Genomic DNA, 20,284 nt, shown 5'->3' on the forward strand with positions numbered 1-20,284 from the left:
CAGAGCGGCTTACGCGAAGTTTGGCGAGGATACGGAGGGGGCGGGGGGATCGCAAGCCGGCAGCCAAAGCTCGAAGCGGGTGCCCTCGGGGCCGGTCTCGAGCAGGCGGACGCCGCCGCCGTGATCGACGGCGATCTGCTGGACCATGGGCAGCCCGAGGCCAGTGCCGTGGGCCTTGCTGGTCACGAAGGCCTCGAAGATGCGCTCCAGGCCGCCCTCGTCGGCGCCTGGGATGCCTGGGCCGCTGTCGGCGACCCGGATGTTGGCGCGGCGCTCCTCGCCCTCGCCCGCGGGCTCGAGGGTGACGACGATCCGCGCGCCTCCGCGGCCGCGCTCGGGGCCCTGGTCGGCGCCCGAGCCACGCGCCGGCTCCCCTTCGAGCTCGTCGAGCTCGTCGAGATCGTCGAGCAGATCCCCGACGCCGCTGTCTCGGCGTGCCTGCTCGTCCTCGTCCTCGTTGACCTCGAGGGCCGCCTCCTGGGCGTTGCGCAGCAAATTGATCAGCGCCTGGCGGAGCTGGCCGGCGTCGGCCTCGACCCAGAGCGGCTCGCTGGGCAGCTCGCGCACGACGAGGACGCCATTTTGGCGGTGCTCCTGGGCGAGGAAATCGAGGAGATCCGTGAGTTGACGCCCGAGCTCGAGGCGCGCCAGCTGGGGCTTGGGGCGGCGGGCGAAGCCCAGGTAGGCCTCGGTGATCTGCGTGAGTCGGTCGACCTCGGTGGCGATGCGGCTGAGCAGCTGCCGCGCTTCCTCGCTGTCTTCGCCGAATTGCCCGAGCTCGTCTTCGAGCAGCTCCGCGTTGAGGGCGACGCTCGACAGCGGGTTGCGGATCTCGTGAGTGATCTGCGCGGCGAGGCGGCCGATGGCGGCGAGGCGCTCACCGTGGAGCAGCCGACGCTCGCGCTCCTCGAGGGCCTCGGCCATGTGGTTGACCTCGCGGCTGAGCCTGGCGACCTCGTCGTCACGCTCGGGGCGCTCGCCGAGCTCGAGGCGCTCGCGCCACTCACCGGCGCCGATCCGGCGCACGCTGATCGCCAGGCGTCGCAGAGGGCGCAGGGTGAGGACCACCGCCAAGGTGGCGATCAGCGAGAGCACGGCGGCGGCGAGGGTCACGATCAGCGCGCGCTGCTCGGCGATGCGCCCGGCCGCGGCCACGGTGTCGCGTTGCTCGGCCACGACCTCGTTGGCACGCTTTTGTAGCGTCCGAAAGCGCCGGCTGATCTCCGACTGGCGGGAGGCGTCGGTGATCAGCTCGCGCAGATCGTCGCCCTCGGTCAGCTCGGCGAGGGCCTCGAGGGTGGTGACCTCGAGGTGGAGATCTCGGACCGCGTCGAGCTGATCCGCGCCGCCGAGGCGATCGGAGTGGGAGAGGGCCTGCTCGAGGGGCTGACGGACCTCGGCGATCAGCGCGGCGCGCAGCTCGTAGGCGTCCTCGAGGTTCATCGTCAGCAGATCTCCGCGATCGAGGCTCTCGGGGTTGCCGAGGCTCGACGCGAGGGCGTGGATGCGCTGGTCTTGGGCCTGGGCGGCGAGCAGGCGGGTTTGAAAGGGGATGTAGACGCCGGTGAGCAGGTCGAAGTTGGCTCGCAGGCCACGAACCTGAGTGACGATGATCAGCGCGGAGGATCCGGTACCGAGGACCACCAACAAGACCAGCGCGACGATCCGCGCGGCCAAGCTGCCGCGGATCCGCAGCGGCGGCAGCTCGGCGGCGCCCGCCCGCGCGGACGGCCCATCGGCGCTGGCGCTCGAGCCAGCGTCTCCGATGAGCTCGTCGTCGTCGTCGTCGTCGGTCACGGCGGGGGATGCTACCGCGACACGGGCGAGTCCCGGGCGGGTCCCGGGGTTTGTTCAGGTCACGCGGGCTCGGACGCGAAACATGTACGCGATCGCGCGATCGCACCGGCTAAGCCCTTTTCAGGTCCGCGCGGACATGTCAACTTCAGCCTCCCGTCCTTTGTCGGGCTGGACCTCCCGTCATGCCTCGCGTCCGCAGCTTCGTCTCCCGTCTGACCGCCACCCTCACCGCCGCGACGCTCAGCGCCGCGAGCGTCAGTGTCGGTCTGGCGAGCGCCCTCGTCCCTCAGGTCTCCGAGGCCGCCCAGCCCGAGTCGACGACGACCTTCCTCGGCGTCGAGGGCGAGGGCGAGCCGGTGTCCGCGCTCAGCGACGCGCTGCGTTGGGACTTGACCCAGCGCGGCCGCGACGACGGCCGGACCATGACCCTGGCCGAGCTCAAGCTGACCATGGGCTGCGGCGAGGCCGACGTGCCCTGCTTCGCCGAGGCCGGTAAGACCCTGGGCTCCCAGGAGCTGGTCTACGCGACCATGACCAAGTACGGGGACAACTGGAAGATCAACCTGGTCCTCCTCAACATCAACACCGGCTCGATCCAAAAGGAGATCGAGCGGGTGCTGACCCCGGCCGAGCTCGCCGAGACCAAGATGGCCGAGACCGCGGCCAACATGATCAACGAGCTCTACGAGATCGAGATCACCGCCGACGACATCCCGCCCTCCGTGAGCGAGGAGGGCGAGGGGGCCGAGGGCAGCGCGGAGCCCGAGGGGCGCGAGCCCAAGGACTCGGGGACGCTGATCTGGGGGCCCTACGAGCCGCGGCCTCGGTGGAAGAAGGTCGGCGTTGGGGTCATGGGCGGGCTGACCGTGGCCGCGCTGGGCACGGCCATCGGCACCGGCGTCGCGGTCCGCGGGCCGGTGCGCAAGGAGCTGATCGCCGCGGCCGAGGCCTCGCTGGAAGACAACAAGCCGGGCAACGACATCGACCCCCACACCAACGGTGACCTCTGCGTGTTGGCGCGGGCCGAGCCCGAGCCTGGGGCGGTGACCAACGGGGCCGTCACCACGGTCTGCAACAAGGCCGACGCTCTGGCGACGACGGCGACCGTGAGCTGGGTCGCCACGGGTGTGTTCTTCGTGGGCACCGCCGTGTTCACCACGTTGCTCTTCGTCCACAAGGAAGACCCCACGGTCGCGACCTTGATCGAGCACGACGTGCAGATCGGCGGCGCGCCCCTCGAGGGGCAGGGCTTCATGCTCGGCGGCTCGTTTCGCTTCTAGCGCGGCTCAGCGCGCCGCGAGCAGCCGATGAACCTGGGGCCGGAGCGCGCGGATGCCGAGCCCGGCGTCGCCCCGGCTGGGGTGCACGCGGTTGGTCAGCAGCACGTGCACGCTCCGGGCCGAGGGCGCGGGGTCGATCCACAAGCTGGTGCCCGTGAAGCCCAGGTGACCAAAGCTCGCTGGTGAGAGCGCCCCCCCGGTCGAGCCGCCGCCCGAGGGGTCCTGGCCGTCGAAGCCCAGGCGCCGGGTCGAGCCGGCCACGCGCGAGGGCTGGGAGAAGCGGGCGAGCAGCTCGGGGTGACGCTCGCGCGCGACGAGGGGCAGGCCGTCGAGCCAGGCCTGGCCGATGGCGGCCACGGCCGCGGCGGTGCCGAAGAGCCCGGCGTGCCCGCCGACGCCGTCGAGGACGAGGCAGTTGTCGTCGTGGACGACGCCGTGGGCCATGCCCTGGCCGAGGGTCTCGCGGATGGCGTACCAGTGCTGGCGCGCGCCCCCGTGGAGCGCGGCGTCGTAGACCTCCGTGGGTGCGATTGGCCTCTTGGAGCTGTCCGCGGGCGCCTCGGTGCTGGCGGAGATCCGCCGAAAGCCGATCGCGCCCGCGAGGCCGAGGGGCTCGGCGACGCGCTCGTGAAAGAGCGCGTCGAGGGGGCGCTCGTGGACGAGCTCGAGCCAGCGTCCGAGCAAGATGAAGCCGAGGTCCGAGTAGATCGCCCGCGTTTGCGGCGGGCAGTCTCGCGCGGTCGCGCGGATGGCCGCGAGCATCGCCTCGGGCTGGTTGACGGCCAGGGACCAGGGCGCGTGGAAGTACTCGCGGTGGGCCGCGAGGCCGGCGGCGTGCTCGAGCAGCTCGGCCAGGCGCGGGGCGGGGCCGTCGGCGGGCGCGAGCGGATCGGGCAGGGCGTCGTCGAGGGCGAGGCGACCCTCGGCCACGCTCTGCGCGACCAAGGTGGTGGTCGACAGCACCTTGGTCAGCGAGGCGAGGTCGTAGCGCGTGTCCTCGTCGACGGCGACGTCCGTCAGCGCCCCGGCGGCGGCGTGGCTGGCCAGGGTCCCGGCGACGCCGAGGTAGCGCAGCTCGCCGCCGCGCAGCCCGAGGGCCACGCAGCCCGGGCTGACCACGCCCGCGGCCGCGCGCAGGCGCTGGTCGAGGGGGTCCGCGCGCACCTTATTCGAGGATCACGTCGAGGAAGAGGCCGGCGAGGGCCGCGTGGCCGTCGGGCGTGGGGTGGATGCAGGTCAGGTCGAACCAGGTGTCCGAGCTCGGCCCGCGGTAGCACAGCCCCGAGGTGTCGTCGGCCCGGAAGCCGTGGCCGCAGAAGTTCTCGAACATGAACACCAGGTCCGTGCCGAAGTCGGCGGCGACCTGCGCGTACTCGCCGTTGATGTAGTTGATCAGCTCCATGAGCTGATCGGGGTCCTCGGGGTTGGCGTCGAAGCCGGCCACGCTCGCGGCCGGGCAGGACAGCAGGTCCGCGGTCGCGTCGGTGAACTCGTAGACGTTGGCGAAGACCACGAAGATCCCGTTGGGAAATTTCTCCGGGTCCATCATCCACTCCATGCCCATGCGCAGGTCGGCGAGCATCGAGTCGGCGTCGGCCAGCAGCGCGTCGGTGGTCACGCCCTCGACGGCGTCCTTGGCGAGGGCCGCGATGTCGTTGCCACCCATGGTCGTGATCACCAAGGTCCGCTTGAGCCGCTCCTCCTCGGGGAAGCAGTCCTCGAGCTGATTGCCGAGGAAGTCGTCGTTGCGCGCGCCCCACTTGGCGCAAGACGAGAAGTCGCCGGCGTCCTGGACCACGGCGGTGCCGTTGACCGGGTCGTACTGCTTCCACAAGAAGTTCGTCGCGTCGAGGTCGAAGGCCATCTCGAGCTCGTCGGCGACGAGCGAGCGGTAGAACTCGTTGACCCCCGTCGGCGGCGTGCCCACGGTGACCGAGTCGCCGAGGAAGACCACGCGCTCGATGTCGGTGATGTCCTGGTTGTTGGTCCCGTTGCAGTGCGAGCCGATGGTCAGGTCGTAGGCGCCGTAGGCCGGGCCGGGGGAGGGGCCGTTGAGGAACTGGCCGTCGAGGCAGGCCAGGTTGTCGCCGCCGGTGTCCGTCTCTCCAGTGTCGGAGTCGGTCTCGGTGTCCGTCTCGGTCCCGGTCTCGGTGCTCTCTTCGGTGCTCTCGCCGACGTCGTCCTCGCTGCTCTCGCCGCTGCCCGACTCGTCGGTCGTGGTCTCGTCCGTGCCCGTCTCGCCCGACTCGTCCGTCCCCGTGTCTTCGGCCTCGTCGCTGCTGCCGGGTTCGGGGTCTGCACCACAGCCCGCAACGATGAAGGGCGCGAGGAGAAACAGGAGCGTGGGACTTGAGAGCGTCGAGCGGAACAGGTTCATTTCAGCTGCCATCGAAGAGCGCCAAATCTACATCAGAGCGAGGCGCGCCGTCGGTTCTTTGGACACAGGTCGCGCATGGATCGCGCAGAGCCTGCGCGAACTGCTCTAAACAGCGTTTTGGTGCGACCGATGGCGGCCAGGGCGTGGTGGCTTTCGTCATCGGCCTGATAGAGTTCGGCCATGAGCACCAACCCTTTTCGCCGGATCTTGGTCCCCATCGACTTCACCGAGGACATGGACGCGGCGGTTCACTCGGGCTTCGAGGTGGAGACCGAGGGGGGCACCGTGGCGGTGGCGCCGGCGAGCGCGAAGGCCCTCGAGCTCGCCGCTGGCGTGGTCGACGAGGGCGGCGAGCTGCGCCTGATCCACGTCACGCCGACCTACGAGGCCGCGCGGGTCTATGGCGGCTCGAGCATGGGCGTGCTCGGGGGCAAGGACATCGAGGAGATCCACGCCGCGGCCAAGGCGGCCTCGCTCAAGGTGCTCACGGCGCTGTGTGAGCACTTTGCGCCTGGCATTCGATGTAGCTTCACCGTCGTCCCCGGCATCGCGCTCACGGTCATCCTCGAGCAGGCGAAGAGCTTCGACGCGCAGCTGATCATCGTCGCGGCGAGCGGCCGCAGCCGGGTCGCGCGCTTTTTCCTGGGCAGCACGGCGGATCGCGTGATCCGCCAGGCGCCCTGCCCGGTGATGGTGATCCCGCCCGGGGGCGGCTCGGAGTCCTGAGCGCGCGCCCGCTGAAGCCCGCCTTGGCGCGCTCGCGTTCATGTTCATGTTCATTAAACGGCTCGAGGCCCGCGAAGGAGCCTCGAGCCGTGGTGATTCGAGCTGGGTCAGGACCCAGGCCAAGCGCCGCTCACTGCGGGTTGATGACCTCGAGCTTGAGGCCGCCGGGGTAGGCGTAGCTGGTCGCCGGCGAGTAGCCGACGGAGATGATGCCGAAGGGCTGGTCGCTGGTCGCGAAGTGCGAACCCTCGGAGATCGAGACGTCCGCGACCTCGTAGCTGCCGACGGTGTAGTAGCCGCCGACCACGGTGCCGTCGATGCTGACGTCCGAGCCGCCGGCGGGGCGGATGATCTGTGCCCAGTGGGTCGGGTAGTCCTCGCCGGTGACGAAGGCGTAGGTGTCGAGGAACTGGGCCGTGGGCACCATCTGGTACATCGAGGGGTCGCCGTCATTGGCGCCGCCGGTGGTGCCCTCGAGGTACTGCACGGGCATGAAGGGGCCGTCGCCGGTGACCACGAAGCTCTCGTCGGTGGAGAACTGGTAGTACTCGCCCTTGTCGAGCTGGACCGGGAAGCCGGTCTGGACGGGGTCGGTGGTGATGGTCACGCCGTCCTCGCCGGAGTACACGCGCCAGTGGAAGTCCTCGTTGCCCGAGCGGTAGGGGGCGTGGGGACCGACGTACTCTTGACCCCAGTACTCGAGCGGGAGGATCGCTTCCTCCATGTGGTCGCAGTAGAGGGCCGTGGCGGAGTTCGGGACGTTGGCGCACTCGGTCGCGCCGACGAGCCACAGGGGCTGGTCCGAGGAGATGACCGTGCCCGAGAGGTCGCCGCCGGTCTGCTGGGAGACGACGACGTTGAGGGTGTCGTAGCGGTCGAGCATGACCTGGGTCGACTCGCCAGCGGCGAGGGCCGAGACGCCGCCGCCGCCCGCGGTGGCCTCGGGCACGGTGAAGTCGACGGTGGTGCCGTCGGCGATGGCGATCGCGGTGAAGTAGCTCGGATAGCTGCCGATGGTGGCCGGGTAGGAGCTGACGACGTAGTTACCGGTCAGCGCGTGCTCGGGGAGCAGCATCGACGCGTCGTTGGTGTAGACCGAGCCGATCGGCGAGTGCTGATAGGCGACGACCGGGAGGTTGGTCTCGAGCCGGTAGACGCCGCCCTGGCGCACGGTCGTGGTGCTCTCGATCTGCGCGTTGGTCAGGGTGAAGGTGTAGGTGCCCTCGGGGGCGATCTCCACGGCGCTGCCCTGGGCCTGCTCGGCGCTGCTGTTGTTGGGCACGAAGTAGAGCTGAGCCGTGACCGCCGTGTCGGACGAGATGTTGCCGACCACCAACGAGTCGTTTTCGGTGGCGCTGTAGTTGTCCATGCGGTTGGCGAAGAAGGAGCAGCCGATCGAGCTCGGGTTGGCCTGGATCAGCTCACACTGCGGGACGCAGGCGCCGGCGCTGCACTCCTCGGTGTCCTCGCAGGGGACGGGGTCGCCGTAGGCGGAGCCGTCGTCGAGGCAGGTCTGCACGCTGCTGGCGTCGGCGCATACGGAGCTGCCGGGCTGGCAAAAGGGGCCCTCTTCGGTGGTGTCCGTGGTGTCGGTGGTCTCGTCGGCCGTGGTGTCGGCCGTGGTCTCACCCATGTCGGTGGAGTCGGCGGTGGTGTCCGCCGTCGTCGAGTCGGCGGTGGTGTCCGCCGTGATGTCGTCGTCCGAGTCGGTCTCGGTGGTCCCCATGGAGGTCGAGCCTTCGCCCGAGTCCATGGTGGTGTCCGTGTCGGCGGTGGAGTCGGCGGTGGAGTCGGCCGCCTCGTCAGCGGAGCCGTCGGTGCTGTCGTCGGAGCAAGCGGCGGTCACGAGGCCAACCGACAACAAAGAAAGTCCAGTGAGTCGAAGATGGTTTCGCAGCATCTTGTGCCGGATTCTGATGGAAAACTCGCGCCCTGTCTGGTCTCCAGAACACGAAAAATCGTGCAGGCAAAACCTGCATACGAACCCCAGTTCGCGCGAAAGTGCGCCACTTTTGGGAGCTTTGGGCGCGCCAGGCCCCGAGCTCTGCCGGGGTGTGGGGTCCAGGGTAGGGGGGCGTCGGTGGGGAGGGGTGGGCGCGGCCACGACAGCTGGGGGGGCCCGTGCTAGACCCGCGACCCACGGCATGGACGGACGCCTGACGACCATCGAGCTGTTCAAGGAGGAGATGAAGTTCTCCGCGGGGCACTTCACGATCTTCTCCGCGAGCGAGCGAGAGAACCTCCACGGTCACAATTTCACGGTCTACGCCGCGCTCACGGGGCGCGTGGGTCGAGACGGGCTGATGGCGGACTACGGCCCCTTCAAGCGCCAGCTCAGGCAGATGTGCGCAGCCTGGAACGAGACCTTGCTGCTGCCCGAGCGCTCGCCCCACCTCCGCCTCGAGCGCGAGGGGGACGAGCTCAGGGCCCACTACGACGGGACCGTGATGCGCTTCATGGCCCGCGACGTCACGCCGATCCCGGTCGCCAACGTGACCATCGAGGAGCTCGCGCGGCTCTTTGGCGAGCGGCTGACCGAAGACCCGCAGGGGCTGCTCGGCCTGGGGATCGAGGCGGTCACCGTCAAGTGTGCGTCGGGCCCGGGGCAGTGGGCGACGTGGACCTGGGCGCGCGACGATGTGTGACGGACGCGTGACGAGAGACGAGGGAGCGAGAGCATGACTGAAGCACGGAGCATGTTGATCACGGGGGCCTCGCGGGGCATCGGTCGGGCCGCGGCGGCGCGCTTTGTCGCGGCCGGCTGGCAGGTGTTCGCGCTCTCGCGCTCGCGCTGCCCGGTCGAGGGCGTGACCTGGCTCGAGGCCGACCTCCTCGACCCGCAGGTCGACGAGCGCGTGGCCGCCTGGCTCGACGCCGAGCTCGGCGCAGCGCCAGGCAAGCTGTGCCTGATCCACAACGCCGCGACGCTGACCCCGGACACGGCCGTGTCCATCGACCCCGCGAGCTTGCGCGAGACCCTCGAGCTCAACGTCGTCGCGCCGGCGCGGCTCAACCGCTTGCTGGTCCCGCGCATGGCCGCGGGCTCGAGCGTGCTCTACGTGGGCTCGACCCTCAGCGAGAAGGCCGTGGCCGGCGTGGCCTCCTACGTGCTGAGCAAGCACGCCCTCGCCGGCTTGATGAAGTCGACCTGCCAGGACCTCGCCGGCACGGGCGTGCACACGGCCTGCGTGTGCCCAGGGTTCACGCGCACCGAGATGCTCGTGGACCGGGCCGGAGGCGACGCCGAGGTGCTCGCCTCCCTGGCTGGGCTGTCGACCTTCGCGCGGCTGGTCGAGCCCGAGGAGATCGCCGCCGTGCTCCACTTCGCCGCCGACAACCCGGTGATCAACGGCGCGATGCTCCACGCCAACCTCGGCCAGGTCGAGCGCTGAAGCCCGCGCCTGCGCGGGGCCGGTGAAGGCGGCGCGCCGCCTCGGCCCGAGGCGGCGCGCACGAACGAACGAACAATCGAGTCGGGGCTGGGGCCGGGCCTGCGCTCAGGCGGCCGCGTGCGCGTCGTCGTCACCGCTGCCGTCGTCACTGGCCGCGTCCTGAAAGGGTCCGCCCTCGCGGTCGCGGTCGCGCAGGGCCATGCCGACGGCCTGGTGCACGGTCTGGGCGCGCCTGTTCTCGAGGCGGGCCCACAGCCCGGAGCGCTGCATGGCGTCGCGTACGGGGCCCTTGAGCCCGGCGGTGTACAGGCGCACGCGCCGGTCGTCGAGGTCCTCGAGGATCTCGTCGAGGGCCGCGTCGGCCGAGGAGTCGAGGTAGTTGACCCCCGAGGCGTCGAGGACCACGGCGAAGATCTCGTCCCCGGCCTCGCCGCGCTCGCGCAGCAGGCGGTCGAGGGTCTGCTTCAAGAAGGTCACGTTGCCGAAGTAGAACTGGGCGTCGATGCGCACGGTCAGCACGCCGGGCTCGGCCTGGGCCTCGGGGTAGCGCGCGAGGTTGCGGTAGACCTCGCCGCCGGGGAGCCGGCCGAGGACCGCGGTGTGCGGCCGGGTCGTGCGGACCACGAACCACAGCAGCGAGGCGCTCACGCCGATGAGGATGCCCTGCTGGATGCCGAGGATCAGCGTGATCGCAAAGGTCAGCAGGAGCAGGGCGAGGTCGGCCCGGTTGACCTTCCACAGCCGGCGGACCTCCTTGGGGTCGATCAGCCCGAACACGGCGACCATGATGATCGCGGCGAGCACGGCCTTGGGCAGGTAGTAGAAGACCGGGGTCAAGAACAGCAAGGTCAGGCCGACGAGGGCCGCGGTGATCAGCCCGGAGAGCCCCGACTTGGCCCCGGCCTGGGCGTTGACGGCCGTGCGCGAGAACCCGCCGGTGACCGGGTAGGCGCGGAACAGGCCGGCGGCGATGTTGGCCGCGCCGAGGGCCACGAATTCGCGGTTGGGGTCGAGCTCGTACTTCTCCGCGCTCGCGCACTTCTTGGCCACGGAGATCGCCTCCATGAACGCGACCACGGCGATGGTCAGGGCCGTGGTCCACAGCTGGGAGAAGGTCTCGGCGTCGATGCGCGGGATGGCCGGCGTGGGCAGCCCCGCGGGGACCTCGGCGACGATCGCCACGCCGCGCTCGTGCAGGCCGAGCAGGTAGACGGCCATGGTGCCCAGGCCGACGACGACCAGGGCCCTGGGGATCTTGGGCGCGAGGGCCTTGAGGGCGATCAGCAAGGCGATCGAGACCGCGCCGATCGCCAGGGTGATCGGGTTGATCTCACCCACGCGCGAGGCCGCCTGGATCAGGATCTCGTGGATGTGCTTGCTGCGCTCGAGGTCGACGCCGAGCAGGTGCTTGAGCTGGGACAGGCCGATGATCAGCGCCGCCGCCGAGGTGAAGCCGCTGATCACCGGGCGCGAGAGGAAGTTGACCAAAAAGCCCAGCCGGGCCACGCCCATCAGCACCTGCATCACGCCGGCCATCAGCGCGAGGGCGACCGCGTAGCCGATATAGGCCTCGGTGCCGACCTCGGCGATGGCGCCCACGCCCGCGGCGACGAGCAGCGAGTCCATGGCCACGGGGCCGACGGCGAGCTGGCGCGAGGTCCCGATCAGCGCGTAGGCGATCAGCGGGAGCAGCGAGGCGTAGAGGCCGACGATCGGGGGTAGGCCGGCGAGCATGGCGTAGGCCATGCCTTGGGGAATCAGCATCACTGCCGTGGTCACGCCCGCGACGAGATCGCTGCGCAGATCGTCGCGGGAGTACTCGTCGCTCGTGAGGAGCGCGAGCAGGGGCAGGTGCCGCTTGGCGAATTCGAGCATGACTTCGTCCTCCGCTCGGGGCGTTTGCAGCTACCGGGCCAAGGCGCGGGAGCCCGCCCGGGGCGAGCCTCCGGACGTGGGCGGCGCACCTGTGTTGCACCACGGTGCAACAAAAATGGGGTAGGCGAAACTGAGAACGCGCGAATTGAGCGATCTGAGGGGCGTTCGTAGCCCTGCGGGGGGCTGGCTTGAGCCTTGCTAAGCCCGCCGAGGCGAGCGCCCGAGGGCGCACTCGGGCGGCCCGGGTCGCGGCGGAGTTTCGACCGCGGTTGCAGGGGATGAGTCGCTCGCGACACCCCGCCGATCCCCAACTCTCCACCCCCGCCCGCCCTTGCGTAGCTTTGACAGCTGCGTCCTCGGCCGGTGACCATGACGACGCCGATGAACCTCGATCCCATCCCCCTGCCAGACGATCTCGAGGTCAGCGACTTCCACGGCATCGTCACCGCGTCCCCGCAGATGTTGGCCTTCTTCGAGCTGATCCGTCGGGCGGCGCGCAGTGACGCGGCGATCTTGATCCGCGGCGAGAGCGGGACGGGCAAGGAGCTCGTCGCGGCGGCGATCCACCAGCTCTCGCGTCGGCGCCAGCGGCCCTTCCAGGCCATCAACTGCGCGACCTTGACCCCGGAGCTGGCGGCCTCGGAGCTCTTCGGCCACGTGCGCGGGGCCTTCACCGGGGCGATCCGCGAGCGCCCGGGGCTCTTCGCCCTCGGCGACGGTGGCACCGTGTTTCTCGACGAGGTCGCCGAGCTCAGCCCCGACATCCAGGCTCGGCTGCTGCGCGTGCTCCAGGAGCGGACCTTCGTGCCAGTGGGTGGGACCGAGCCGGCCAGCGTCGACGTCCGGCTGCTCGCCGCGACCAACAAGTCCCTGCGCGAGGAGGTCGACAGCGGCCGCTTCCGCGAGGACCTGATGTACCGGATCCGCGTGGTCCCGCTCTTCCTCCCGCCGCTGGTCGAGCGCGACCGCGACGTCGAGGTCCTGACCTGGTACTTCATCAAGGAGTTCAACGAGCGCGCCGAGGTCCGCGACGCCGCGCGCAAGGAGGACGAGGACCCCGAGGCGCTGCCCTGCCGGCGGATCGAGGCGATCGCCCCCGACGCCCACGCGCGGATCTTGGCCTACCAGTGGCCGGGCAACGTCCGCGAGCTGCGAAACGTGATCGAGTACGCGTTCGCGATCGGCGAGGGGCCGGTGCTCTCCCTCGACGAGCTGCCCCCGGAGCTGCGTGGGGAGCCGCCCCCGCGCAGCGCTCGCAACCACGCTGGCTTCGCCCCCGAGGACGACGAGAAGGCGCGGATCCTCGAGGCTCTGCGCATCGCCGGCGGGCTCAAGAGCCAGGCCGCGGAGCTGCTCGGCATCAGTCGGACCACGCTGTGGAGGAAGATGCGCGAGCTCAAGCTCGAGTAGGCGCGCGGGCGGTCCTCCGCGGGACATTTGCCTGGTCGCTGGCCGTCGGCCGCGAGCGGGGGTAGCGTGCTCCTCCCCGTGAGCGACCCCGAGATCATCGTCATCGGCGCAGGCCCCAACGGGCTGACGGCCGCCTGTGTGCTCGCCCGCGCGGGCCTCGACGTGCTCGTGCTCGAGGCCCACCCCGAGCGCCCCGGCGGCGCCCTGGCCTCGGAGCAGGCCACGCTGCCCGGCTTCGTCCACGACGTGGGCGCGGCTTTCTTTCCCTTCGCGCAGATCAGCCCCGCGTTCTTGGACCTGCCCCTGGCCGAGCACGGCCTGCGCTGGACCTTCGCCCCGGTCGACAGCGCCCACCCGGCCCCCGACGGCAGCGTGGCGATCCTCGCCCGCGACCACGATCGCATGGCGGCCTGCTTTGGCAGCCCCGAGGACGGGGCCAAGATGCGCGAGATCGCCGAGTTCCACCGGCGCGTCGAGCCGCACCTGCTGCCGGCGATGCTCGAGACCTTCCCGGCGATCCGCCCGGCGCTCGGCCTGCTGCCCTTCGCGATCTTGCGGGTCGCGGCGATCTTCCTGCGCAGCGGCGCGCGCCTGTCCAAGGCGTGGTTTCGCAGCGAGGCCGCGCGCCGGGTGATCCCCGGCCTGGCCCTGCACACCGACGTCGGCCCCGACGACACCTTTGGCTCGGGCATCGGCTACATGCTCACGGCCATGGCGACCAGCGGCGGCTACGGCGTGCCCGCGGGCGGGGCCGGGTCGATCACCGCGGCGCTGGTCGGCCTGCTCGAGCACCACGGCGGGCGCGTGCGCGTGGGCGCTCGGGTCGAGTCCGTCGAGGTCCGCGGCGGTCGGGCGGAGGCCGTGACCTTGGCCGGCGGCGAGTCGATCCGCGCGACCAAGGCGATCGTCAGCGACACCTCGGCCCCGGCCCTGCTCGGGCGCCTGGTCGACGAGAAGCTGCTCCCCGGCCGGGTCGTCCGCAAGATGCAGAACTTCGCCTACGGCTGGGGCACCTTCAAGGTCGACTGGGCTCTCGATGGCCCCGTGCCCTGGGCCGTCGACGTCTGCCGCGAGGCCGCGGTCGTCCACGCCGGCGACAGCCTCGAGGACCTGCGTCGCTTCACCGCCCAGGCCCGCGGCGGCCAGCTGCCCGACAACCCCTACCTGGTGATCGGCCAGCAGAGCGTCAGCGATCCCAGCCGCGCCCCCGCGGGCAAGCACGCGCTGTGGGCCTACTCGCGGGTGCCCAGCGTGCCCCCCGGCGGCGACTGGGCGGCCCACGCCGAGCGCTTCGCCGACACCATCGACGCGCGCATCGAGGGCCTGGCCCCGGGCTTTCGTGAGCGGATCTCGGCGCGCCGCGTGGTCAGCCCCGCGGACCTCGAGGCCATGGACGCCAACTTGGTCGGCGGCGACCTCGGCGGCGGCTCCAATGCCTGGTATCGCCAGCTCGTGTTTCGGCCGATCTTTCCGTGGTTTCGCTACCGCACGCCGATCAAAGCGCTCTACCTGGGCTCGAGCTACGCGCACCCGGGCGCGGGGGTGCACGGGATGTGTGGCTACAACGCGGCCAAGATGGTCCTGCGCGATCTCTAGTGTGCGCGCCAGAGGCGCGCACACTAGCTAGCGATCCATCGCGCGAGAGCGGCTCACTCGCCGTCGGCTCGGCAAAGTGGAACCCGCGAGAGATGATCCGCGATGTTCTGGCGCTCGCGCGGGGACAGCGGCCAATTCGCAGCTCGAGATGCCCAGGCGTCGAGCGCACGATCTCGAGCCTCGCGGACCCAGGTGAGGACCTCTGCCTCCTCGAGCCCGAGGGCTCGAGCCAACGGCCGAAACGAGTCGAGTCCAACTTGGGAGAAGCGCCGCTCGGTGTCTCCGGCCAAGGTGAGCGCGAGGGTGTCGGAGGGTATCCGCGCCACGGTCGAGACGAGGTCGTAGGCTGGACCGAGGCGAGGCGTTCTGCGGTCCGGGTAGACGACGCCCCAATTCTTGATGTGGGCGTCCCCGTTGCCACAGACGACCATGAAGGCCACGCGCTCGACGTACTCGCGCGCGTCTCGTGGCGAGAGCGCGGCGAGGACCTTGGCGAGGTCTTCGTAGCGCGAGCGATACTGGGGGTCGCCCGCTGGGATGTCGAGGATCTGCCCGAAGTCCTCGGCGTGAATTCGCTGGTTTTCGGCGCGATCGAAGCGCTCGGCGAGCAAGACCTTGCGATCGCCGAGCGGGAGCGCGGCGGGGAGCTCGACGAACTCGTCGCTCGAGGCCAGGCGGACCGAGTGCGTGCGAATGCCTGCGGCTTGGGCCCAGAGGGTCGTCGCGTACTCGAGGGTGGGGAGCCCCGGGAATTGGGGGTCATCGAATTTTGCGATCCAGTGGCCGAGCTCTCCTCGCGCGGGAACGACCAGTCCGCGCTCTCCGGCGCGGACCGAGAGCTTGTTTTGGGCTCCGGGCAGCGAAAAGCCTGGCCGCTCGGGGAGCGAGCGCTCCAGACTCGAGGTGTCGCGGGGCCCGAGCAGGCGCGGCGAGGCGACCTCGATCACGACGGCGCCCGGGAGGTCCTCGCCAATGGCGAGGAGCAGCTCGAAGGAGTCGTTGTCGGCCTCGTTCAGGTCGTGGATGCGCTGGAAGAGCCGACGGGAGAGCCCCTGGGGCAGGAGGTGATCGAACCAGCAGGGCATGCCCGAGGTGCGGATCTCGTCGGGCATGCGCTCGCTGAAGAGCTGGCCGAGGCAAGGTCGGCCGGGCATGTCGAGCCACTCGCGGTCGAAGCAAAACGAGTAGTTTTGCCAGTCGTCGAGGCGCTCGAGCTGGCCGACACGCACGCCGTGGATCGAGACGGAGGCAGCGCGCATGGTCAACCTGCGAGCAGGGCGCTCACTGGCGGGCGATCGTTTTCGTCTGGGGACGCGCGCAGCGAGACGAGGGCCTCGAGTCGCTCCTCGAGGATGGCGGCTCGAGCGGTCACGAAGGCGTCGAAGTCTGCGGCGCGCAGGGCCTTCGTCGCCTCGCCTCGAATGGCCAGGCTGGACAAGACTTCGTCCGAGGCCTGGGCGAGCTCTTGGGTGGAGACGCCGGTGGGTAAAAAGGCGCGGGCGGCGATCGCTATCGAGCCGGAGGTGGGGGGACGCAGGCAGCTCGGGAAGAGCTCCGCGAGGCCCCGCTCTTCGTTGAGCGCCGCGAGCAGCGCGGGTCGCGTCCATGTCGCCTCTGCCTCGGGCTGCATCGGCTCATCGAGGAGCATCGAGGTCGCGTAGATACGGGTGATCGCGGCCTGGCCGTACCAGGCTTCGCGTGCGCTGGGCAGGGGCGACTGCTTGGGGACGCGTTCGAGCAGCCGCTGCACGCTCTTGTGCTCGTCCATGTCGATGTCGCCGAGGTGTGAGGCGACGCTCGCGTGGCTGCTGTTGCCGTGGACGAAGCCCAGCGCGCCTCGCCACAGCCAGCGGGTCAGCAAGGTTCGGCTGCGAGGGTGAGGCTTGGGGTGGAGGTGAAAGAAGCGGGCGAGGATGATCAGCGGGAAGCGGTAGGGGAGGATGGACGCGTGAAAGAAACCGACCTCGCGCTGGAGGAAGGAGATGGCCGCGCGCATGGCCGTACGCGCGCTGGCCAGGAGCTCCGGGGGCGGTGGGCTGTGCTCTCCGAATTGCAGCTTGGGGCTGAGCTCGGCGATGGCTTTGAGGCAGCGCAGCAGCCAGTTCACTGGCAGCATGCCAAAGCTCGTCTCCTCGTGGAGGCCCTGGGCGAGGGCGTCGAGTGGCTTGGGCTGATCGGTGTCGCCAAACAGCGCCTGAAAGACCTCGTCCTCCCTGAGCGCGACGCCAGAATGGTTGACGCGGCTGAAGATCAGTCGCAGCGCAGAGGGGCTCGCGTCTTCGACGGTATAGGCGGGGAGCTCATAGCGGATGATCGACTCTTCGATCTGAAACGCCCGGTCGACGAAGTCCTCGGTCTGCTCGCCAAAGCTGGCGCTGCGAGACCATTGCTGGAGCCGCCGACGCTGACCGAGCACGTTGACGGGGAGCCAGGGTGATGGAGAGCTGGGGATCTCGCGCAGGACTTCGAAGGCGCCGGTGGCGAGGTTGACCCACAGCGCGTGAGTTCCCCCGATCGGCTGCTCGTCTGGATGGAGGAGGCAACCCACCAGCGCGGTCACGCGTTGCTGCCCGTCGACGATCAGCAGCGCATCTTCGATGGCGGGGGCGTCGACGACGAGCGGCCCGAAGCTCAGCTGGGCGGCTTCGGCGGGCTGCTTCCACAACAGCAAGCCGCCGATTGGGAAGCCGCGGACGATGCTGTCGAAGAGCTCTTCGACGTGCCTGGGGCCCCACTTGAGCCCGCGCTGGAAGCCGGGGACGCGGAGGCGACCGCGGACCGCGTGACGTAGGATGTCCTCGATGTTGAGGACACTCGCCCCAGGACGCGTCGGGAGGCTCGGTAGCGCCACGGGGAGACGATAGCATGGCGCCGCGCCCGGCCTCGGCTCGGGCCGCGGTCCATGGTTCAATGCCCCCGTGCAGCGTCTGCGCCGTCTCTTGCCTCACCTCGTCGGCCTCGCCATGGCCGGGCTGCTGCTGTGGGGCGGTGGAGCGCAGCTCGAGCGTCGGGCACACAGCCCCGCCACCGAGGCCTTCTCGCTGCGGGTCGACGCGCCGGCGCGAGTGATCGCGCTGCCCGAGGCAGGCGCAGGAGAGGACAAAGACGCGCGAGAGGACCCAGCCGAGCAGCCGAGCTGGCGCGCCCGGGTCGGCCCGCCCAGCGACCGCGCGCGCCTCGAGCTGCGCCTCGATGGCGTCGACGTCGGGGAGCAGCTGCGCGTCGACGAGGGCGCTGGCGAGGTCGCCCTCGACCTGGGGGGGATCCTCGATGAGCCCGGCTGGCACTTCGTCGAGGCCGCCGTCGAGCGCCGCGGGGGTCGGCGCAGCGCGGCCCTCGACCCGGTGCTCGTCGGTCGCTTCGGCGCGCCCGCGCGGCCGCCCTCGGACAAGTCGCGGACGAGGCGAGCGACGCGCTGTGATCTGGCCCTGCGCGCATCGCCGGCGCTGGTCGAGTCGCTGCTCGTGGCCATGCTCGAGCGCGAGCTGCTGCCCGAGCTGCGCGCCGTCGAGCACCTCGGCCCGGACACGCAGCTGCGCACGGCCAAGCTCGAGCTGCGCGACGACGCGCTGCGCTTCGAACTCGAGATCGCCGGGGTCAACACCCTGGCGGTGTCGGGGGTGATCGCGGTGTGGATCGACAAAGCGGGCGGCCTCCAGGCCCGGCTGGTGACCCTCGGTGAGGTCGACTTTCGCGGCCGCCTGCGCAACCAGGCCCGGGGCGTGGGCGCCGGCGGAGGGGCGCTGATCGGCGGCGCGATCGCGCCACCGCTGGCGCCTCTGGGCGCGCTCGCGGGGCTCTTGCTGGCGGATCGAGCGGTCACCAACAAGGCGCGCGCGCTGGTCCGCGAGCAGGTCGACGCGGGCCTCGAGCGCATCGCCGGCCTCGCGCTGCTCCCTCCCGAGGTCGCGCTGATCCCCGAGCGGGACGACTCGCGCGTGGCGCTGGGATTTTGCGCCCTGACTCGGGTACAGGCCGAGGGCGTGGTCGCGGGGCTGTGGATCGAGCCGGTGGTGCCCGAGGGGGAGCCGCGCTTCGACCTTGGCGTGTCCGGGCCGCTGATCACCGGGGCGAGGCTGTCCGACGAGCCGCTCGGTCCCGGAGAAGACCTGCGCCTCGAGCTGAGCGTCGACGTTGTCAACGCGTTGGTCTTTCGCTGGACGCAAAGCGGGCTGCTGGCGCAGACCTTGGGGGAGGCGGAGGCGCTGGACCAGGCCAACGTGGCCCTGCGCGAGTGGACGGCCCTGCGCCTCGACGGCCTGCGACCCACGCGGCCGCTGGTGCTCGCGCCGGGGCCGGCCGGGGCACAGGGCGAGGGCGCGCAGGAGCTCGGCTGGCGCTTTGGCGTGGGCGGCCTGGCCGTGGACCTGCACCTGGATCAGTCGGCGGAGCTGCCTGACGCCGACGCGCGCTGGGGCCAGCTCCAGGTCGCCGCGCGCGGCAGCTTGCGGCCGACCTGGGATCCCCAGCGCGGCGAGCTCGGCCTCGCCGGCAGCCTCGATGAGCTCGCGCTGACCTGCGCGCGCGAGGAGCCTCGGGGCGGCGGCTGGCGCCTCGAGGACTGCTTCTCGGAGCTGCTCGAGGCCGCGGATCTACGCGCGCGCCTCGACGCGCAGCTGCGGCCCGGGGCCGAGGGCCTGCCCACGCTGGCGCTGCGCGAGGTCCTCGCGGACTCGTTGGCGCTGCGCCTCGACGCGCTCGCGCTCGCGCGTCCGCGGCCAGGGGTGCTGCGCTTGAGCGCCGCGCTGACGCCGGAAAAATGAGCGCGCGAGCGCGAGGCGGCCCTATCATCGAGACCATGCGTACGCGCGCGCTGCTCCTCGCTTCCTTGCTCGCGCCGCTCTCGGCGGGGGCCTGCTCGCGCGAGGCGAAGTCCGAGCGCGAGCATCAGCGTCGCTGTGAGCAGGGCGAGGGCGAGGCGTGCTGGGAGCTGGCGCAGCCGGCCCTGGCCGAGGGCGCGCAGCGAGATCTCCAGGCGGCGGGGACATGGTTGGCCCGGGGCTGCGACGCGCGCCACGGTCAGTCCTGCGCTCGCCTCGGTCAGCTCTACCTCGCGGACGAGGGGCTCGCTCGGGACTTGCGACGCGCCGAGGATGCGCTGCGCGCTGGCTGTGAGCTCGACGCAGGGGTCGCCTGTGCTGAGCTCGCTAGCCTCGTCGAAGCGCGGGGCGAAGATGAAGCCCTGGCCGAGGCGCTCTACACCAAGGCTTGTGCGCTGGGGGAGGCCGACGCCTGTGACGAGGCCGCGCGACCGCTGCGGGCGGCCTCGAAGCACGCGCAGGCCAACGACCTCGAGCGTCGGGCTTGCGCGGCCGGGGACGCGGACGGCTGCGTCGCCCTGGCGGCGGCGATGCTCAGCGGCCTGGGGATGCCGGCGGATCAGCCCGGCGCGGCGGCCCTGCTCGCGCGCAGCTGCGAGGCCGACAGCGCCCTGGCCTGCACCCGCCTGGCGCACCTGCACCTCGACGGCGTGGGCGTGGGCGAAGACCTCGACCAGGCCGCTGCGCTGGCCGAGCGGGGCTGCGAGCTGCGCGATGGCGAGGGCTGCGTGCTGCTCGGTCGACTCGAGCGCGACGGGGCGCTGCCCGGGGACGAGGCCGCGCGTTTGGATCGGGCCCGGGAGCACTTTCATCGCGGCTGCGCCCTCGACTCGGCCCGCGGCTGCGTCGACCTCGGGTCGCTCTACCGCGACGGCCTGGGCGTCGAGGTCGACCTCGACTACGCCCGGCGGCAGTTCGAGCGGGCGTGCGCCTTGGGCTATGCGCTGGGTTGCCGCGTCGCCGAGGCCGCCGCCGGGTCGACCGGCTGAGCGTCGCCGCGGTCAACGGTCA

The 20,284-nt window shown here is 71.0% G+C and carries 15 protein-coding genes; 8 read left to right on the plus strand and 7 right to left on the minus strand.

The features are described 5' to 3' along the window. Positions 1-9: 9 nt before the first annotated feature. Complete coding sequence (locus G6O69_RS13980; protein ID WP_172303997.1) at positions 10-1,797, minus strand: HAMP domain-containing sensor histidine kinase; 1,788 nt, start codon at positions 1,795-1,797, stop codon at positions 10-12. Between the two features lie 182 nt (positions 1,798-1,979). On the opposite strand from G6O69_RS13980, the gene G6O69_RS13985 reads away from it, so the two are divergent. Beyond that, positions 1,980-3,077: a hypothetical protein gene (locus G6O69_RS13985; RefSeq protein ID WP_172303998.1), complete on the plus strand. Its 1,098-nt coding sequence runs from the start codon at positions 1,980-1,982 to the stop codon at positions 3,075-3,077. Positions 3,078-3,083: 6 nt separating this feature from the next. On the opposite strand, the gene G6O69_RS13990 is transcribed toward G6O69_RS13985, so the two are convergent. Then, positions 3,084-4,241, minus strand: a complete 1,158-nt coding sequence (locus G6O69_RS13990) for a serine hydrolase domain-containing protein (RefSeq protein ID WP_172303999.1) — start codon at positions 4,239-4,241, stop codon at positions 3,084-3,086. A 1-nt stretch (position 4,242) separates the two neighbouring features. Continuing rightward, entirely contained in the window at positions 4,243-5,466 is a 1,224-nt protein-coding gene (locus tag G6O69_RS13995) for an SGNH/GDSL hydrolase family protein (protein ID WP_172304000.1), read from the minus strand. A 168-nt stretch (positions 5,467-5,634) separates the two neighbouring features. On the opposite strand from G6O69_RS13995, the gene G6O69_RS14000 reads away from it, so the two are divergent. Beyond that, positions 5,635-6,180 (plus strand): universal stress protein, encoded by a 546-nt coding sequence (locus tag G6O69_RS14000; protein ID WP_172304001.1) that lies wholly within the window; start codon positions 5,635-5,637, stop codon positions 6,178-6,180. Positions 6,181-6,310: 130 nt separating this feature from the next. Here G6O69_RS14000 and G6O69_RS14005 read toward each other — a convergent pair whose 3' ends face one another. Then, entirely contained in the window at positions 6,311-8,026 is a 1,716-nt protein-coding gene (locus G6O69_RS14005; protein ID WP_346017040.1) for an IgGFc-binding protein, read from the minus strand. Between the two features lie 298 nt (positions 8,027-8,324). On the opposite strand from G6O69_RS14005, the gene G6O69_RS14010 reads away from it, so the two are divergent. Both G6O69_RS14010 and G6O69_RS14015 read left to right on the plus strand, forming a co-directional pair. Continuing rightward, entirely contained in the window at positions 8,325-8,825 is a 501-nt protein-coding gene (locus G6O69_RS14010; protein WP_172304003.1) for a 6-carboxytetrahydropterin synthase, read from the plus strand. 33 nt (positions 8,826-8,858) lie between these two features. Continuing rightward, positions 8,859-9,572: an SDR family oxidoreductase gene (locus tag G6O69_RS14015; protein ID WP_172304004.1), complete on the plus strand. Its 714-nt coding sequence runs from the start codon at positions 8,859-8,861 to the stop codon at positions 9,570-9,572. Between the two features lie 105 nt (positions 9,573-9,677). Here G6O69_RS14015 and G6O69_RS14020 read toward each other — a convergent pair whose 3' ends face one another. Beyond that, positions 9,678-11,447: a solute carrier family 26 protein gene (locus G6O69_RS14020; protein ID WP_172304005.1), complete on the minus strand. Its 1,770-nt coding sequence runs from the start codon at positions 11,445-11,447 to the stop codon at positions 9,678-9,680. A gap of 369 nt (positions 11,448-11,816) precedes the next feature. Between G6O69_RS14020 and G6O69_RS14025 the strand changes: the two genes are divergently transcribed. Together G6O69_RS14025 and G6O69_RS14030 are read left to right on the plus strand one after the other, a co-directional pair. After that, positions 11,817-12,857 carry a sigma 54-interacting transcriptional regulator gene (locus G6O69_RS14025; RefSeq protein ID WP_172308230.1) on the plus strand — a complete coding sequence of 347 codons (1,041 nt, stop codon included), beginning with the start codon at positions 11,817-11,819 and terminating at the stop codon, positions 12,855-12,857. Between the two features lie 78 nt (positions 12,858-12,935). Then, positions 12,936-14,453: an NAD(P)/FAD-dependent oxidoreductase gene (locus G6O69_RS14030; RefSeq protein ID WP_346017041.1), complete on the plus strand. Its 1,518-nt coding sequence runs from the start codon at positions 12,936-12,938 to the stop codon at positions 14,451-14,453. A gap of 53 nt (positions 14,454-14,506) precedes the next feature. On the opposite strand, the gene G6O69_RS14035 is transcribed toward G6O69_RS14030, so the two are convergent. Together G6O69_RS14035 and G6O69_RS14040 are read right to left on the minus strand one after the other, a co-directional pair. After that, a complete protein-coding gene (locus tag G6O69_RS14035; RefSeq protein WP_172304006.1) occupies positions 14,507-15,712 on the minus strand; it encodes a type II toxin-antitoxin system HipA family toxin in 1,206 nt (401 codons plus the stop codon). Between the two features lie 2 nt (positions 15,713-15,714). After that, positions 15,715-17,304, minus strand: a complete 1,590-nt coding sequence (locus G6O69_RS14040; protein ID WP_172304007.1) for a DUF262 domain-containing protein — start codon at positions 17,302-17,304, stop codon at positions 15,715-15,717. A 67-nt stretch (positions 17,305-17,371) separates the two neighbouring features. Between G6O69_RS14040 and G6O69_RS14045 the strand changes: the two genes are divergently transcribed. Further along, positions 17,372-19,216: a hypothetical protein gene (locus G6O69_RS14045; protein ID WP_172304008.1), complete on the plus strand. Its 1,845-nt coding sequence runs from the start codon at positions 17,372-17,374 to the stop codon at positions 19,214-19,216. A gap of 35 nt (positions 19,217-19,251) precedes the next feature. Further along, positions 19,252-20,262, plus strand: coding sequence for a tetratricopeptide repeat protein (locus G6O69_RS14050; protein ID WP_172304009.1), 1,011 nt, complete (start codon positions 19,252-19,254; stop codon positions 20,260-20,262). The last annotated feature ends 22 nt before the right edge of the window (positions 20,263-20,284 follow it).

The organism is Pseudenhygromyxa sp. WMMC2535 (assembly GCF_011083025.2).